We start from the raw sequence: 15988 nt of genomic DNA, 5'->3' as shown, positions 1-15988 counted from the left end.
AAAATGAATTTATATTCCAAAGAACCGCCATTTGCACCAACCTTTGGGCTATTTGCAGCAAAATACCGTGCATTTAGCACCAAAACGCAGTGCATTTTGGTGCTAAACGCAGTGCTATTTGGTGCTAAACGCGGTGCATTTTGGTGCTAAATGCAGGGTAAAAGGGTGCAAAACGCAGTGCTAAATGGTGCTTAATGCGGTATGAAAAGCATAAATATCCACTGAAAGTGTATAAACAAAACCTTTTAGAACCATGAAACACATGGCCAAAAAGGGCAAAATAGCCGCTAAAAAGTGGGTTTTGGGAGCTAAAAGTGGGTGATTTGGGGTTGAAAAAATGCGGGTTGGCAACCAATCTAGAAAGGCAAAATGGTGCAAAACGTGGGTTTTCTTCTTAAAAATAGACAAGCTGAAAGATGTGAAAGGTCTGAAATGGTAGTTATTTACCTACCTTTTAACCTGTTTTTTCGCTAGAACGGATTGAAAATTAGAGGGCTGTTGTAAAATAAAATTTATTTTTTTTGAGTTGACAAGTTGACTAGTTAACAAGTTGACAGGGCTAGTGGGCGCAGCCAGTTTTCATCTTAGTCAGTTGATAGGTTAACACGTTAACGGGTTGATAAGGTTATTGTGCGCAGCCATTTTTCACCTTTGTCAGTTGACAAGTTAACACGTTAACGGGTTGACAAGGCTAGAGGTCGCAGCCAGTTTTCACCCTAGTCAGTTCACAGGTTGACAAGTTAACGAGTTGACAAGGCTATTGTGCGCAGCCTGTTTTTACCTTAGCCAGTTGACAAGTTAACACGTTAACGAGTTGACAAGGCTAGTGGGCGCAGCCAGTTTCCACCTTAGCCAGTTGACAAGTTAACGAGTTGATGAGTTGGTGAGCTTGTAAGTTTGTTAGTTGATGGGGCTTTTGAGTTTGTGAGTTGGTGGGTTTTGATTTTTTGAGTTAATGAAATTGTAGGTTGGTGAGTTGATGGGCTTTTGAATTTATGAGTTGATGAGCTCGTAAATTGATGTGTTGATGTATTCGGGATTTGTTGGTGTTTCTGCGAGTTTATCAAGCTAGTGAGTTGATTTGACCTGCTCTTCGTAATATGAGCGTGGTGTTTATCTTGTGCTGGCATCACAAAGATAACAAACTCCTCTCAATATGATAAACCCATTTTATGCCAACAACCGCTCATAATAATTATCAAGACTTTTCGAATAAAGGTCTTTTTCCAAGCGTTTTAGCTCGTGTACAATTTCTTCATTCGAGTTAAAGTCTTTTGCGATCCACTTTTTATCATCTTCATCAACATCTTCTTTTTCCAAGTGGCGAAAAAGAATATCGCAAAGAAGCACCCTGTCGTCCGACCAATACTTGGGATGCCATTCTTCAATAAATCGCCAATAAGACAGGTCCGCCTCCATACGTCATCCTTTTAATAAGCATTTCGTCATTCCCCTTATCGCCCCACGTTCATCATCCCAGCAAAGCCAATTCGGTCGCGTTCGTCGGCCGAAACATCGATGTAGGCGTGTCCGTTATCGTACACTTCTAGGTGATAGGCATAGCGGTCTTCGCGGTTGTTTACCTTTATTTCGATGTTCATTCGTCCGTCTTTGCCTTTGGTTATGGTGTAGTCGGTCATCTTTTCGGCAAAGTCTAGTGCTTTTCCTCCGCCATACGGCACGCGGTAGGCATGCCCGAAATAGGGCAGGTACGAATAAATGGAGTCGCCCGACACCTTGATGTAATAGCCGTAAGACAAGGCTTTGGCCTGCATTCGCATGGGATATACGTGGCTTACCTCTATTGTATATTGTTGCTTTTCTAGGCCTTCGTTCACCTTTTGTGCCATTTCGGCCTGCCTTTTCGCCTTTTCGGGCGATAAGTTTCGTGTTCCTGCGCAGCCTGCCAGCAATGCTATGGCCACGGCAACTCCTATCACTTGTTTCATATCAGCATCCTTTATTAAGTCCTTATTGTGGTGTTCTCCGCCCACATCTTCTCATCGTGAGGTGCATGACCAACATGGTTAGGCCTGCCTCTCCGAGTGTGGGCGTGCCCTAAGTTACGCCAATTCTGCGACTTATGCAAGGTATTGCTGCTGATTTAACCAATTTTTACCAGTCGTTTTCCTAGGCTCGGGCTGTATGGCGTGTAGAGCCGTTGTGTTACTTAGCCTTTCGGGTTGCCCTCCTCCCACCAAGTGTTTCAATCCCACTTGTTGCTTTCTATGCCCTATTCTTCTCCGCTTTAACCGCCTTTTCGCCCATGCAAAGTACGTGTTTTCTATCAGGAAAGAATGGCTTGCAACTTCTGTTTGCCGTACAATAGCAGCGTACCGTCGTGCAATAAGCCGCACTTCGTAGGGCTTTCAGGTGCTAACAGTGCATTTCTCTGCACAAGTTGTACGCCAAACATTTGTTAATTGGCCTGACGATACCCACGTAACAATCTCCATTTTGCCACTAAAAACAAACCTCGCGATAAGGAATTGTTTGTAGGCCGGTGGGGAAAAGCCTTGAAACGCGATAGGGAAAATTGGCATACGGTCCTCCTTATAAGTTACGATTGGCCGTTTTTTGCTTTCTCATTTGTCCGTTATTTGGATTTAAAGTGATACCTTTGTAAACAACTAAGAACAGCCAGCGTAAACAACATATACATTAAAAATATTCCGCACGCAACCTAATTAGAGGCTTGTTGCTGTACGCTGCCCTTGGGTTTCGACACCATGCGTTGCCAAACTTAATGAAATTTGGGGCAAAAGGCCTACAAAAGGGCTGGCTGGGATTGGCGTATGGTATAATGAAGCTGAGCAAACAGGCATAAACAAGCTTGCCGACACTCTACAATACCTAGCCGAACACTACCATAAGGCGGACGGGCGGAGTGGGCTAAGCGTGCCAAATAAAAACAAGAAACATTGTATGCCGCCATGTAAACCGTGCCGAAACGTGGCAAGGAGCTTTAAGTGGGGGCATAAGTAAACAACAAATGCGACTAACAATATGATAAAAGTACTTAAACGACTGGGAAACTACATGGGCAGGCGCAAGGCTTTGCTGCCGCTTTCGGTGGCTTTGTCGGCCATAAACGGGCTATTGTCGCTTGTTCCCTTTGTCTTGGTGTGGCTGGTGGTGCGCACGCTGCTCACCACTGGTGGCAATCTGGCCACCACGCCCGTGTGGAACTACGCCCTTGCCGCCTTTGCCGTGTCTGTATTCAACGTGTTGCTCTACTTCTTGGCGCTAGCGCTGTCTCACCTAGCGGCTTTCCGCGTGGAAACCAACATGCGGCGGCAGGCCATGCACGCTTTGATGCGGGCGCCATTGGGCTTTTTCGACACCCATAACACGGGCGGCATGCGCAAGGTTATCGATGAAGACTCGAGCCAAACGCACACCTTCGTGGCCCACATACTGCCCGATGTGGCGGGCAGCATCGTCTCGCCGCTGGGCGTTGTCGCGCTGTTGCTCGCCGTAGACTGGCAGTTGGGCTTGGCTGCGCTTGTTCCCATCGTATGCGCCTTCGGCATAATGGGCTTTATGATGAACCCCAAGAACAACCAGTTTCAGCGACTATACCTGGATGCGCAAGAGCGGATGGGCGCAGAGGCGGTTGAGTACGTGCGGGGAATACCCGTTGTAAAGGTGTTCCAACAAACGGTTTTCTCGTTCAAACGCTTCTACAACAGCATCATCGCCTATCGAGACCTCGTTATTAAGTACACCCTGGTGTGGCGTACGCCTATGTCTTTCTACATCGTAGCCATCAACGCCTTCGCCTTTGTGCTCGTACCTGTGGGCATCGTGATGATAGGGCACGGGCGAAATGCTGCTGTCGTCATCGCCAACATGTTCTTATATGTGCTCATCGCCCCGATAATCGGGCTTAACGTGATGCGGATGATGCACCTTATGCAAAGCTTGTTCATGGCCAACGAGGCTATAGAAAGGCTGGAAAGGCTAACCGAGGCTACCCCATTGCCCATGAGCAGCGAACCGCGAAAAATCACTTCGTACGGCATTTGCCTAGACAAAGTGAGCTTTAAATACGGAGATGCGGAGAAAGAGGCTCTGCACCGCGTTTGCCTGGACATGCCTCAGGGAAGCACAACGGCCATCGTGGGAGCTTCGGGCAGTGGCAAAACAACCCTCGCACGGCTGGTGCCACGTTTCTGGGACGTGTGCGAGGGCAGCGTAAGCATAGGCGGGGTGGACGTTAGGCAGGTGCACAAGGCGGAGCTGATGCAATGCGTGTCGTTCGTTTTCCAAAACACACGCCTGTTTAAAACCTCACTGCTGGACAACCTGCGCTATGGTAATGAGGGGGCAACCATCGAGCAGATAAACCGTGCCGTGGACCTGTCTCAAAGTCGCGAAATAGTGAATAGGCTGCCAAAGGGACTGGATACGGTTATCGGCGCAGACGGAACTTACCTATCAGGAGGCGAACAACAAAGGCTGGTGCTTGCACGAGCCATCTTGAAAGATGCGCCCATAGTGGTGCTAGACGAGGCAACCGCCTTTGCCGATCCCGAGAACGAACACTTGATAAGGCGGGCCCTGGCAAACCTTACAAAAGGGAAAACCGTGCTGATGATTGCCCATAGGCTTACCACCGTGCAAGATGCAGACCGGATTGTGGTGCTGAACAATGGAGAAATAGCCGAGCAAGGCACGCACGAAGAACTTATTGGGCGCCAAGGAAGATACTATCGCATGTGGAACGAATACCAACGGGCCATCGCATGGAGGTTATAACGACAACTTAAGGGGGCTAGAAATAATGATTAGATATTTTCAAAACCGTTTCGCACTGTCTGAAAAAGGGGCGAAAGACCTGCGTAGAGGCATATTCTTCTCTACGCTGTTAAACGTGGCGCTGATGTTGCCACCCAGCTATTTGTTTTTCTTCTTGATGGAATATGTTGATGTGCGCCGCGCCGCGCCGCCCCAATCGCTGTGGCTTTACCTTCTGCTTGCCCTGGTTGCCCTGTGCATCATGTTCGTTGTTAGCAGGTGGCAGTATAACAGCACCTACGTAACCGTGTATGCGGAAAGTGCACAACGGCGCATAACCTTGGCCGAAAAGCTTCGCCGTTTGCCGCTGGCATTCTTCGGAGAGCACAACCTGTCTGACCTAACCTCCACCATGATGGAGGATTGTGCGCAGCTTGAAGAGACCTTTTCGCATGCCGTGCCCCAGCTTTTCGCCGCCGGCACAAGCGTGGTTGTGGTGGGCATAGGCCTGTTTTCTTACGATTGGAGGTTGGCTCTGGCCGTGTACTGGCCCGTGCCACTGGCCTTGTTGGTGTTGCTTTTGTCTGTGCGTAGCATAGATAAGGCTTTTACCAAGCACTACAAAGTGAAACGCGCACTGACCGAACAGATACAAGAGGGACTGGAATGTGTGCAGGAGATTAAGGCATATAATGGCGAAGAGGCGTATGACAAGCAGCTGGACGAGAGGCTCAATGTCTACGAAAAGGCTCTGGTTAGCAGCGAATTGGTGACCAGTTCTTTGGTTAACGTCTCTGCTGTGCTGTTAAAGCTGGGCATGCCCTCGGTGTTGTTGCTGGGTGCGTGGCTCATGCAGCGCGGCGAAGTGTCGCTGTTTGTCTATTTGGCCTTTGTGCTTGTTTCGGCAATGGTTTACAATCCCATACAAGATGTTTGCACGCACATGGTCGTATTGTCTTACTTAGACGTACGCATTAAGCGAATGAGGCAGATAGAAGCCATGCCCACACTCGATGGGAGCAAGGATGTGGAGGTGAATGGTTACGACATCGCGTTTCGTGGAGTGAGCTTTTCTTACGAGACGGGCAAACAAGTGTTGCACGATGTGTCGTTCACTGCCCGCCAAGGTCAAGTAACGGCGTTGGTAGGTCCTTCTGGCGGCGGCAAAAGTACGGCTGCCAAGCTTGCCGCACGCTTTTGGGATGTGGACGAAGGGGAGGTTACACTTGGTGGAAAGAACATCGCCGAGATGGATGCAGAGGCGTTGTTGAAGAATTATGCAGTGGTTTTCCAAGACGTTTTGCTGTTCAATGCCTCTGTTGCCGACAACATACGCATTGGCAAACGCAATGCCACCGACGACGACGTGCGGCAGGTGGCGCGATTGGCGCAATGCGACGACTTCATCAGGAGCATGCCGCAGGGCTACGACACCATCATCGGAGAGAATGGCGAAACACTATCGGGAGGCGAACGCCAGCGCATATCCATTGCGAGAGCGCTCTTGAAAGATGCGCCAGTGATACTGCTAGACGAGGCAACAGCTAGTGTCGATGCCGAGAATGAAACCAAAATACAGGCTGGAATATCAGAACTGGTGCGCAATAAAACGGTTGTAATAATCGCCCACCGTATGCGCACGGTGCTAAATGCCGACCATATCGTGGTTCTGGATGGGGGAACGGTGCGCGAACAGGGCTCACCCCAGGAGTTGTTGAAGGAGAACGGCGAGTTCGCACGTATCGTTCGGCTGCAATTGAGTGACTCTTAATCGTGTTGTAAAGTGTTTTTGGTCGGCCACACAGCAAAGGATGGTTGACGACAAGGCAAAGGGTGGTTGGTCATCAAGCAGCCGATGGTTGGCTATAAAACAACTGCACCACGTCCCAATGCGGCCTAACGAGGCGGCATTGAGACGTGGTGCGGTGCTTTTGGTGCCGTATTCGGGCTAACACAGCAGCGTTGCTTAGACAAGCCCAATGCGGCAGAGCAGTTTCAATATGCTGTGCTTTCAGAACGTCACCGTGCGACTTCCGTCCGCCTGTTCCTCGATTTTTACCTTCACAACATCGGCAGGCAAAATCTCTTCGATTAGTTCGGGCCATTCAAGAAAACAGAGAGAGCCGCTGTAAAAGTAGTCTTCGTAACCCATATCGTACGCCTCTTCGAGCTTTTTTATGCGGTAAAAGTCGAAGTGGAAGATGGGTTTGGGTGTCTGTTCGCTGTGATATTCGTTCACGATGGCAAAGGTGGGCGAGGTGATAACGTCGGTAACGCCCAGCTCTTCGCACACGGCTTTGATGAAAGTTGTTTTGCCCGAACCCATCTTTCCGTAGAAGGCGAACACCTTACCCGTGCCCATATTGTCGATGAATTGTTTGGCCACGTTGTGTATTTGGGCCAACGATGTAATTGTAAGTGTCATTGTATGTTGTGGTTTATGGCCGCATCTGGGGGCGCGTTGGCCCTTTGTTGCGACTTGTTAAGTGGTTGTGTTGTGTGGGGTTATCCTATATTTGTGGTGCGTTGTTATCGCCTTCGCCGCATGGTGACTAGCGGAACGAGCATCTCTTCCATGCTGATGCCCCCATGTTGGAACGTATCCTTGTAGTAGGATACGTAGTAATTGTAGTTGTTGGGGTAGGCAAAGAAACTGTTGCCCGTGGCGAAAACGTAGCTGGTGCTGATGTTTGGCGAGGGCAGTTGGGCCTTATGTGGCTCTTTGATGGTGAACACCTCTTTTGAATTATAGCTCAAATTCTTGCCCAACTTATAGCGTAGGTTGGTGTTGGTGTTGCGGTCGCCCACTATCTTTATGGGTTTTGAGGTGCGGATTGAGCCGTGATCGGTGGTGAGAACTACGGTGAAATCGCTCTGCGAAAGTCGCTTGAAGAGGTTGGCGAGAATGGAATGGCGAAACCAACTGAGCGTGATGGAACGGTAGGCCGACTCGTTGTTGGCCAGTTCGCGCACCATGCGCGACTCCGTTCGGGCGTGCGAAAGCATGTCGATGAAGTTGAATACCATCACATTCAGGTTGTTTTGAGATAGCTGCGAGAAGTGTTCGAGCAGCTTTTCTGCATCCGCCGACGTGTTTACTTTGGTGTAACTGAAAGTGTCGTGGCGGCGATAACGTTCTATCTGTGTCTTTATCAGCAGGTCTTCATTGAGGTTTTTGCCCTCCTCTTCGTCCTCGTCTACCCACAGTTCAGGGAACATTTTCGCAATTTTGTTGGGCATAAGTCCGCTAAAAATGGCGTTACGCGCATACTGGGTTGCAGTAGGAAGGATGGTGATGTACATGTCTTCGTCGATGTCGAAGAGGTCGCCAATCTCGCTTTCCAGCGTTTTCCATTGGTCGTAACGAAAGTTATCGAGAACGATGAGGAACACTTTTTCGCCCTTATCGAGCAGGGGAAAGATGGAATGCTTAAACAAGTCGGGGCTCATTACGGGGCGTCCGTTGGCGGTAGATGCGCCTTCGGCCACCCAATCCATGTAATTGGCCTTCACATATTTGGCAAAGGCGTTGTTGGCCTCTTCCTTTTGAGTTACCAATATGTCGGCCATGCTGCTGCCCGTATTGCTTAGTTCAAGTTCCCAATGCACCAAACGGCGATACACTTTGCGCCAGTCGTCGAGTGTTTTGCAGTCCATTATCTGCATGGAAATGTCTTGGAAGTTTTGCTGATAGCCCGTTTGCGTAACCTCAGAAACAATCTCTTTGCGGTGAATGTTCTTCTTCAAGGTGAGCAATATCTGGCTTGGGTTGACGGGCTTGATGAGGTAATCGGCTATTTTAGAGCCGATGGCCTGTTCCATAATGTTCTCTTCTTCGCTCTTGGTGCACATCACCACGGGCGTGGCAGGCTGTATTTCCTTGATGCGTTGCAGCGTTTCGAGCCCCGAAAGGCCGGGCATCATCTCGTCGAGCATGATAAGGTCGAAGTTGCGTTGCTTGCATTGGTCTAGCGCATCCATGCCATTGCTTACGGTTACAACCTCATAACCTTTCTTTTCTAGAAATATAATGTGGGCTTTGAGCAGTTCAATCTCGTCGTCGGCCCATAAAATCAGTCCGTTGTTCATTGTCAAAATCCTTCTAAATCGTAATATTCGTCGTCGGGGTCGATCTCTTTCCGCTTGGGTTTGACTGGCGTTTTGGTGCTGTCTTGCTTAGCGGTAGGCGTCTTTTTAGGTTCGGGTTTCTTACCCTTGTTGCCTAGTTCGTCTTTAAAGTCGATGCCCGTATCTTCTTTCTTGTCGGTCTTTGTGGGTTGCTTTTGGGGCTTTGGCTCTGTTTTTATAGGCGTTTTGCCCTTTGGCTGCGTTTGGGTTTGTGGCGTTTTGCCCTTTTGTTGCGTGGGCTGTTGCGGCTTTTGCTCCCCCTTATTCGTGTTTGGCTTGGCTTTTGGGGTGCCAGGCGTGTCGTCTTCTATCACGATTGTGCCGTCGTCGGGCTGTCGTGTGGGTGGTAGTGGCGCCTCAATCACCGTTGCATCGTCGGCCTTTTGCTTTGTTTCGGGCTTTCCCTTTTGCTTTTGCGTAGGCTCGTCAGTTATGGGATAAGTGTCTTCGTCGACATCCGTTGTTGCCTTTTCGTTGGGCAGAACAAAGTCGTTATCCAGCGCGCGGTCTATCTCTTCGATGGTGGGAAGTCGTACGGGAGCTTCGGGTTGAACAATTTCGGCAGGCTCGTTCAGCAGGCGGAAGGTGCTTACTTTCAGCGGAGCGAAGTGCTTGGCGTAGTATTTGTCGTAGTCGTCGAAACTAAATTCCTTGCCAAGTAGCTGCATGTTTTCTTCGCTTATTACGAGTGTGCGTCCGTTGTTCAGCCTTCCCACGATGCCCGTTTGGCGATGTAGCTCGCGTGCATACTGCAAAGCCTCGTCGAAATTGCGGAAACCGCTCACTATCATCAAGCGTAATCCGTTGTCGGTTTCGGTTCGTATCTCGAAGTTTCGCACCAAATAGTTGGTGAAATTGTATTTGGCCAAGGCGAAAAGCAGCTTGTTTTCGTCTACGAAGTCGGGTTGGTAGGCCATTACGAAGAGGAAATTGGCGTTGCGGTCGTTGCTAAACTGCTTGCCTTTCAGGCTGTCGGCAGCGTTGGCGGCGGCCGTTCGGCGTTGCCAAACGTTGTTCAGGTCGAACCCGCCTGCCTGCACTTGCCTGCCTGCTTTAATGCCGTTGACAATCATGGCGGCCATTTTGCTGAGTTCGCTTTGGGGAAATTGCTCCACCAACGTTTGCAAACCATTGAGACAAGCGTCGACATTTCCGTCGTGTAGCATGGATAAGGCCTCTACAAATAGGAACTTGTCGCGGTTGGCACCATGTTTAAACTTGGTGGCCGATACCTTTGCGTTGCGCTTCACTGCTGCGTAGTTCTCGGCTTTGAAGAAGTCGTAGGTCGTGGCGTAGAGCGAGTCTTCTATATGTTCGCCGCGCTGTGCGTTGGCAAAATAATAGGGGTCTGTTATCAGTTCGGTAAGCTCGTGCTTGGGATATTGCTGTTTCAGCAAGTCTGCATAACGCTGTGCTGTAACCTTGTCGCCCTTCCGCATGTAGAGTAAGAAAAGGTGGTAGTATGCCTGCGGCATCTTGTCGAACTGCGGATAGTTGTCGGTAAGCCTGCGTAAGGCTTTCTCGGATAAGCCGAGTTGGTCGAGCTTGTCTTTGAAAATCACGCCCGAATGGAACAGTCCGTCGGTGAGTAATTGGTTGCTGGCCTGCCGTTGTTCGTCGGTAAAAGGAATTTGCGCCAAGTAAAACTCGCGTTTATGTGGGTCGTTTTCGGCTGTTTGCCTGAGCTGTTGTATGGAGTCGCGGCGCGCTTCCTCGGCTAAAATCGAGTCGCGCTGTTCGGCCGACGGCTCATCTAAGGGCGTGTTCAGTGCAACGGCAGCCTTATTTAGCCGTTGCCAGTTGTCCACATTGTCGCGTTTGCCCCACTGCCGTTCGAAGGCAGCCTTGCCTTGACTCACGGCGATGGGGTTGTAGAAGTACCATCCGCCACCTTGTTGCGTGCGTTGCATGGGCGTTTGGGTGGTGGGCATGTTCGATGCAGAACTGTTTCGGGCGATGGTACGGCGCGCCGTCTCTTCGTCTTGCGCATATTGCTCTTCTTTTTCTTTCTTCTTTAAGGCAGCAATCACGCGGTCGATGGCGGCGTTGCGTTGCGGTTCGGGCATCGTGGCCAGTAGTTGCAGCGAGTCTTGTAGCTGTACGGCCTCGATGTGCGGCACTAGCTCGTCGAGCACTTTCGAACGCTGCGAAAGTTCTTCGTAGTCGGGGCGTTCTTTATCGAGAAGTCCCAGTGCCTCGTTGTAGCAGCGGCGTGCATCCGCAAAACGTTGTTTTTGCCAATATACATTGCCCAGCTTAAGCATCAGCACACCCTTCTCAATACCATTGCGCGTGGCTCGCTTTCCGCCGTTTTCGTAGGCGGCGATGGCGTTGGCGGTGTCGCGTTGTGCCAGATATATGTTGCCGATGGCATAGTACACTTGGTCTAAATAGTCGCGGTTGTTGTCGTTGGCAGCCATTCGGCGCAGCTTGGCAATCATTTTTTTGGCTTGTCCTTGCGCCAAAACTTCGGTTTGGGCGATGCGTGCATTGAAGTCTAGTTCGTAAGAGACGTGCATCGATGCCGCCTTTCTGAAAGCCTTATAAGCCGCATCGCGATTGCCCACAAGCCTTTGTAGCTGCCCCATGATAAACCATTGGCGCGCCCGTTGCTTGCGCCGCATCTCGTGTTTGATAACCTTTTGCAGGTAGGGTATGGCCTTTTGCCACTCGCCCGTGTGCAGATGATAGAGCGTATGCGTGTAATCCCACTCCTTAACTGCGCGCCAATCCATCGAGTCGCGGCTCATGTTGCGTATTACGTCTTCGGCATCGTACATCCATCCCTGTTCAATATAGGTCTTAGCAAGCCATGCGCGCGCCTTTGCGTATATGTGTGGTTGCGTGCGATAGAGGCGCGACATGTAGGCAAATGTAGATGCTGCTTGGTCGAAATCGCCCTTATGAAACTGCGAACGCCCCATAAGCATCCACACGCGCCACATAAAAGGATTGTATTCGCGGCGGTTTAGCCATTCGATGTCGCGTTGGGTTTTGCGCCGTTTCTTGTCCCACGTGGGGCGTTTCTTTATGCTGTGCAGCTGAATGGCCTTTTCGCTTTTCAGGATAGCGCGCTCGAAGTTGCCCTTGCCCAACTCTTTGCTGCCCTTGTTGGCCACGGGATAGAGGGGGAGAAGTTCGGTATAGTTGTCTCGGTTGCCGTTTTCTTTTTCCAGCATACCGTCTACATAAGCCATGTTTCCGTTGTAATAAACGTTATAACGGGTGTTGAAAGCTTGCCACCACCTGCTGCGTGCCGTGTTCTTACTTGCCGAACAGGCAGCGAGTAGCAGCGCGAGGGCGAGCCACAAGGCAAGGCTATATGTGGATTTAAATGGTTTCAAGTTGGCGTTGGCGTTTTTTGAAAGCAACGTTGCCCACCTTTAACACCAGATAAACAAGGATGCTGACGAAGATAATGGATGCGCCCGACGGAACGTTGAGGGCGTAAGAAAGGCCTAGACCCATAAGGCAATCTACCCAACCGATGACAATGCTCCACGCAATCATGTGCTTGAAGTTGTGCGTTAGCACGTTGGCCGACATCTGGGGTATGGTAAGTAGGCTGATACTTAGCACTATGCCCACCATGCGGAGTGTGCTTACGATGGTTAGGGCGATGAGTGCCATCATCAGATACTCGATAAACGCCACGGGCAGGCGTTGCGAACGGGCGAAGTCTACATCGAAAGCCACACTTAATATTGTGCGATAGAGCAGCGCGAAGACTATGGCCACCACCACAAGCAATGCTGCCAGCAGCCAAAGGTCGGCCTGGCTGATGGTGAGAATGCTGCCGAAAAGGAAGGAAGGAAGGTCGGGCATGAACCCCGGAGATAGAAAACAGCAGATGATGCCTAGGCTCATTCCGAAGGTCCAAAACACGGCAATGGCCGAGTCTTCGCGCACATCGCCCCTGCGCGACATCCATTGCACGCCGAAAGCACTGAGAACGGAGAACACCATAGCCGAAAGTATGGGGTTGATGCCTAAGAATACGCCTAGCCCGATGCCGCCAAACGAGGCGTGCGTGATGCCGCCACTGATGAACACCAGCCGCCTTGTAACGATGTATGTGCCGATAAACCCACACAGCACACTAGCCAAGAGCGAGCCTAGGAGGGCGTTCTGAAAGAAGGAGTATTCTAATATGTTCATTCAAAAATCTGTTTCACACTTGTTTGTTGGCCAACAATAAGCCGCAACTTACGGCTTTTGGGGAGGTGGACAAGGATTTGCAGGAGCCGCCTTGCCTTGCAGGCGAAGGGTTGTTGCATGCAAATCATCATTGAAATCACCACCCTACATGGCCGTCTTGCCTTGCAGACGAAGGATTGTTGCATGCAAATCATCATTGACATCACCACCCTACACGGCCGTCTTGCCTTGCAGACGAAAGGTTGCTGCATGCAAATCATTATTGCAATCGCTATCCTGCACAGCCGCCTTGCCTTGCAGGCGAAGGGTTGTTGCATGCAAATCATCCTTGCAATTGCCACCCTAAACGGCCGCCTTGCCTTGCAGGCGAAGGGTTGCTGCATGCAAATCATTATTGCAATCGCCATCCTACACGGCCGCCTTGCCTTGCAGGCGAAAGGATTGTTGCATGCAAATCTTTATTGACATCATCACCCTACATGGCCGCCTTGGCTTGCTGTCGAAGGATTGTTGCATGGCTTTGGCCTCGTATTTTTACCTTTTCTTACCCTTGCCTTTTTGCCTTTCTTGCCCTTGCCATTTGGCTTTGTCGCCCTTGCCTTTTAGCTTTCTCACCCCTGGTCTTTTACTTTTTGGGAGCTTAGGCATACCATAAGGCAGCGCACGCTTAGGCAAAAGGATGCTGAGGCGTGGCGCGGGCGAGGCGGTTAGGCCGACCTTGCATCGTTGATGACCATTATCACCTCGTCTTTCAGCTGGTTGGGCAGGTTTATTTGTCGCAGTATCAGACTTCTGTTCCAGCCCTGTACGTCGCTTGGGCGCATGGTATAGAACACCTCGGCAAACTCTTCAGCCTCGCTGTCGGTATAGTCGGCCGAGTCTCTTCCGCGGTATTTGTCCAACTCTTCGTCGTCGTAATATTCCACATCGCGCACTGCCGCCTCCAACATACAATCGTGTTCGCACCGTTCGTCTTCGCCCGAACAGGTGGCACACGATGCGGTGTCGGCCTTTACCACACCAGGCTCGCCCGCGTTTTTGTTACGCGAGAGCAGTCCCAACACGGCCGCAAAGATAGCTAAGCCCAGTAAGGCCAACAGTAATATGTGCATTGTTTATATTTCGTTTATTTCAAATCCCGACTGGCGAAGGTCGCTCCAAAATTGCGGATACGACTTGCTCACCACGCCAGGTTGGTTTATTTTTATTTCTTTGTTAACGAAGGCCACGGGCGCAAAGGCCAAAGCCATGCGGTGATCTTCGTATGTGTCGATGGGTTCGTCTGACGGGCGACAGCGCATTCCGTCCCACGCCAACTCGCCTTCGGCCATTTCGCGCAGCACAAAACCAAGCTTGGCCATTTCTTTCTTCAACGCCTCGATGCGGTCGGTTTCCTTTATTCGCAGGCTAGACAGCCCCTTGAAATGGAAAGGAACGCCCATCATGGCACAGGTAACCACGAGCGTTTGCGCCAAGTCGGGCGAGTTAACGAAGTCGTATTCCAGCTTGGGCAGCCTTGTACGCAGCTTTTTCAGCGTTACTTTCGTTAGTTGCCCCGCAGGATGCTTAGAGAAAACGGTCTTTACGCCCAGCAATGAGAAGATGTGGCGCACCACCGAGTCGCCTTGTTTAGAGTTTTCGCTCAACCCTTCCAGCTCTACAATGGTATCGGGATCGTTGCTCAGTGCAACCATTTCGTACCAGTAGGATGCCGCACTCCAATCGCTTTCAATGGTGTATTGCCGCGCTTTGTACTGTCCGGGTTTCACGCTGATGGCGTTGATGTCTGTCCAATCGGCCTTCGCTCCGTATTCGCGCATCATGCACAGCGTGAGGTCTATGTAGGGTCGCGATGCTATTTGGCCCGTCATTTTCAGGTCTAGGCCTTTTTTCAGCGTGGGGGCAATCATGAGGATGGCCGAGATAAACTGCGAACTGATGCCCCCCGGCATCTCCACTCGGCCGCCTTCAAGCGGCTTTCCGTAGATGCGGATGGGTGGGTAGCCCTCTTTTGCCTCGTATTCTATGTCTGCGCCCACGTATCTAAGCGCGTCAACCAACGGCTTTATCGGCCGTTGGCGCATGCGCTGTGTGCCGGTTAGGGTATGTTCTCCCTTTTGACAGCTTAGGAAAGCGGCCATAAACCGCATGGCCGTACCAGCTGCGCGAACGTCGATGTTCTTTGGCATGTCCGAGAGCGCACGCACCATAACGCGCGTGTCGTCGCAGTTCGATAGGTTTTGTGGCAGCATTGAGCTACCCGACAGGGCGTGCATAATGAGCGCCCTGTTGCTTATGCTTTTCGAGGCGGGCAGTGTAACCACCACCCTTAGCTTTTCTGGGGCAACGATTGAATATTGCATATATAAATAAATGTGCGATTAGGTTATTGCAAATTTAAGCATTATTATCGTGATTGACAAGTGTGGGGAGTTAATTTTTTTGTTGTGTGGGCATTTATTTTTGGCTGTTTGTTGTCGTTAACGCATAAATGGTGTTCCATTTGTAAGAAATGCGTCGCGTGGTGCCGTTCTGCCTGTCTTTTTGCAGCGATGTTTTCTTTGTTAAAAGTGTTGGCTATATTTTACAAAACAGGCTTTGTTTGGCATACTGTTCTAGCGAAAATAATGGCCTATAAGCAGCTAAATAGCCGCAATTTCTGCCTTCTTCGCTCCATCTCTTTGTCCATTTTTGCGCATATTGCCTGCATTTAGCACCATTTTGGCTTTCTAGAAGGTTGCCTGCTCGTGATTTTTTCACTCCCGAAACCCCACTTTTAGCTACAAAAATGCCACTTATAAGTGGTTGTTTTGCCCTTTTCAGTCATGTTTTTCATGGTTCGAGAGGGGTTTGAATATACCGTTGCGGTGTATTTTTATGCTTTTCTTCTCGCGTTTTGCCGTATTTTGCACTGCATTTAGTAGCGTTTTGCCTTGCATTTAGCACCAAAACGCACTGCATT

Annotated in this window: 11 protein-coding genes; 3 read left to right on the top strand and 8 right to left on the bottom strand. The window is 50.3% G+C overall.

Translation table 11 applies throughout. The annotated features are described in order from the left end of the window. Positions 1-1170: 1170 nt before the first annotated feature. The gene (locus tag HMPREF2955_RS10160; RefSeq protein ID WP_070723255.1) at positions 1171-1419 is read right to left on the bottom strand and encodes a 6-phospho-beta-glucosidase; all 249 of its coding nucleotides are present in this window, start codon (positions 1417-1419) and stop codon (positions 1171-1173) included. Positions 1420-1454: 35 nt separating this feature from the next. Then, positions 1455-1949: a DUF4251 domain-containing protein gene (locus tag HMPREF2955_RS10155; RefSeq protein WP_070723251.1), complete on the bottom strand. Its 495-nt coding sequence runs from the start codon at positions 1947-1949 to the stop codon at positions 1455-1457. A gap of 1057 nt (positions 1950-3006) precedes the next feature. Between HMPREF2955_RS10155 and HMPREF2955_RS10150 the strand changes: the two genes are divergently transcribed. Beyond that, on the top strand, positions 3007-4761 hold the full coding sequence (locus tag HMPREF2955_RS10150; RefSeq protein WP_070723249.1) for an ABC transporter ATP-binding protein: 1755 nt from the start codon (positions 3007-3009) through the stop codon (positions 4759-4761). Between the two features lie 25 nt (positions 4762-4786). Then, the gene (locus HMPREF2955_RS10145) at positions 4787-6511 is read left to right on the top strand and encodes an ABC transporter ATP-binding protein (protein WP_070723245.1); all 1725 of its coding nucleotides are present in this window, start codon (positions 4787-4789) and stop codon (positions 6509-6511) included. 240 nt (positions 6512-6751) lie between these two features. Here the strand turns inward: HMPREF2955_RS10145 and tsaE are convergent, their stop codons facing one another. The 4 genes from tsaE to HMPREF2955_RS10125 form a co-directional block, all read right to left on the bottom strand. Beyond that, positions 6752-7165 (bottom strand): tRNA (adenosine(37)-N6)-threonylcarbamoyltransferase complex ATPase subunit type 1 TsaE, encoded by a 414-nt coding sequence (gene tsaE, locus HMPREF2955_RS10140; RefSeq protein ID WP_070723242.1) that lies wholly within the window; start codon positions 7163-7165, stop codon positions 6752-6754. Positions 7166-7269: 104 nt separating this feature from the next. Next, positions 7270-8829 carry a T9SS response regulator signal transducer PorX gene (locus HMPREF2955_RS10135; RefSeq protein WP_070723241.1) on the bottom strand — a complete coding sequence of 520 codons (1560 nt, stop codon included), beginning with the start codon at positions 8827-8829 and terminating at the stop codon, positions 7270-7272. A gap of 2 nt (positions 8830-8831) precedes the next feature. Next, positions 8832-12212, bottom strand: a complete 3381-nt coding sequence (locus HMPREF2955_RS10130) for a type IX secretion system periplasmic lipoprotein PorW/SprE (RefSeq protein ID WP_070723236.1) — start codon at positions 12210-12212, stop codon at positions 8832-8834. Beyond that, positions 12199-13026: a metal ABC transporter permease gene (locus tag HMPREF2955_RS10125; RefSeq protein WP_070723233.1), complete on the bottom strand. Its 828-nt coding sequence runs from the start codon at positions 13024-13026 to the stop codon at positions 12199-12201. The genes HMPREF2955_RS10130 and HMPREF2955_RS10125 overlap by 14 nt, the downstream gene beginning before the upstream one ends. Positions 13027-13143: 117 nt before the next feature. Between HMPREF2955_RS10125 and HMPREF2955_RS10120 the strand changes: the two genes are divergently transcribed. Further along, positions 13144-13491 carry a hypothetical protein gene (locus tag HMPREF2955_RS10120; RefSeq protein ID WP_070723231.1) on the top strand — a complete coding sequence of 116 codons (348 nt, stop codon included), beginning with the start codon at positions 13144-13146 and terminating at the stop codon, positions 13489-13491. 242 nt (positions 13492-13733) lie between these two features. Here HMPREF2955_RS10120 and HMPREF2955_RS10115 read toward each other — a convergent pair whose 3' ends face one another. Continuing rightward, positions 13734-14138, bottom strand: a complete 405-nt coding sequence (locus HMPREF2955_RS10115) for a hypothetical protein (RefSeq protein WP_019187305.1) — start codon at positions 14136-14138, stop codon at positions 13734-13736. 3 nt (positions 14139-14141) lie between these two features. Next, positions 14142-15389 carry a 3-phosphoshikimate 1-carboxyvinyltransferase gene (locus HMPREF2955_RS10110; RefSeq protein ID WP_070723228.1) on the bottom strand — a complete coding sequence of 416 codons (1248 nt, stop codon included), beginning with the start codon at positions 15387-15389 and terminating at the stop codon, positions 14142-14144. Positions 15390-15988: the final 599 nt, after the last annotated feature.

Source organism: Prevotella sp. HMSC073D09 (assembly GCF_001814145.1).
GTDB classification, from domain to species: domain Bacteria; phylum Bacteroidota; class Bacteroidia; order Bacteroidales; family Bacteroidaceae; genus Prevotella; species Prevotella conceptionensis.
This window is presented reverse-complemented; position numbering and strand designations above follow the sequence as displayed.

Excerpts from the sequence above, each read along its gene's own strand:
- HMPREF2955_RS10110 (WP_070723228.1), bottom strand. The coding sequence starts at position 15,389 with ATGCAATATTCAATCGTTGCCCCAGAAAAGCTAAGGGTGGTGGTTACA.
- HMPREF2955_RS10135 (WP_070723241.1), bottom strand. The coding sequence starts at position 8,829 with ATGAACAACGGACTGATTTTATGGGCCGACGACGAGATTGAACTGCTC.
- HMPREF2955_RS10155 (WP_070723251.1), bottom strand. The coding sequence starts at position 1,949 with ATGAAACAAGTGATAGGAGTTGCCGTGGCCATAGCATTGCTGGCAGGC.
- tsaE (WP_070723242.1), bottom strand. The coding sequence starts at position 7,165 with ATGACACTTACAATTACATCGTTGGCCCAAATACACAACGTGGCCAAA.
- HMPREF2955_RS10120 (WP_070723231.1), top strand. The coding sequence starts at position 13,144 with ATGCAAATCATCATTGAAATCACCACCCTACATGGCCGTCTTGCCTTG.
- HMPREF2955_RS10160 (WP_070723255.1), bottom strand. The coding sequence starts at position 1,419 with ATGGAGGCGGACCTGTCTTATTGGCGATTTATTGAAGAATGGCATCCC.
- HMPREF2955_RS10125 (WP_070723233.1), bottom strand. The coding sequence starts at position 13,026 with ATGAACATATTAGAATACTCCTTCTTTCAGAACGCCCTCCTAGGCTCG.
- HMPREF2955_RS10145 (WP_070723245.1), top strand. The coding sequence starts at position 4,787 with ATGATTAGATATTTTCAAAACCGTTTCGCACTGTCTGAAAAAGGGGCG.
- HMPREF2955_RS10150 (WP_070723249.1), top strand. The coding sequence starts at position 3,007 with ATGATAAAAGTACTTAAACGACTGGGAAACTACATGGGCAGGCGCAAG.
- HMPREF2955_RS10115 (WP_019187305.1), bottom strand. The coding sequence starts at position 14,138 with ATGCACATATTACTGTTGGCCTTACTGGGCTTAGCTATCTTTGCGGCC.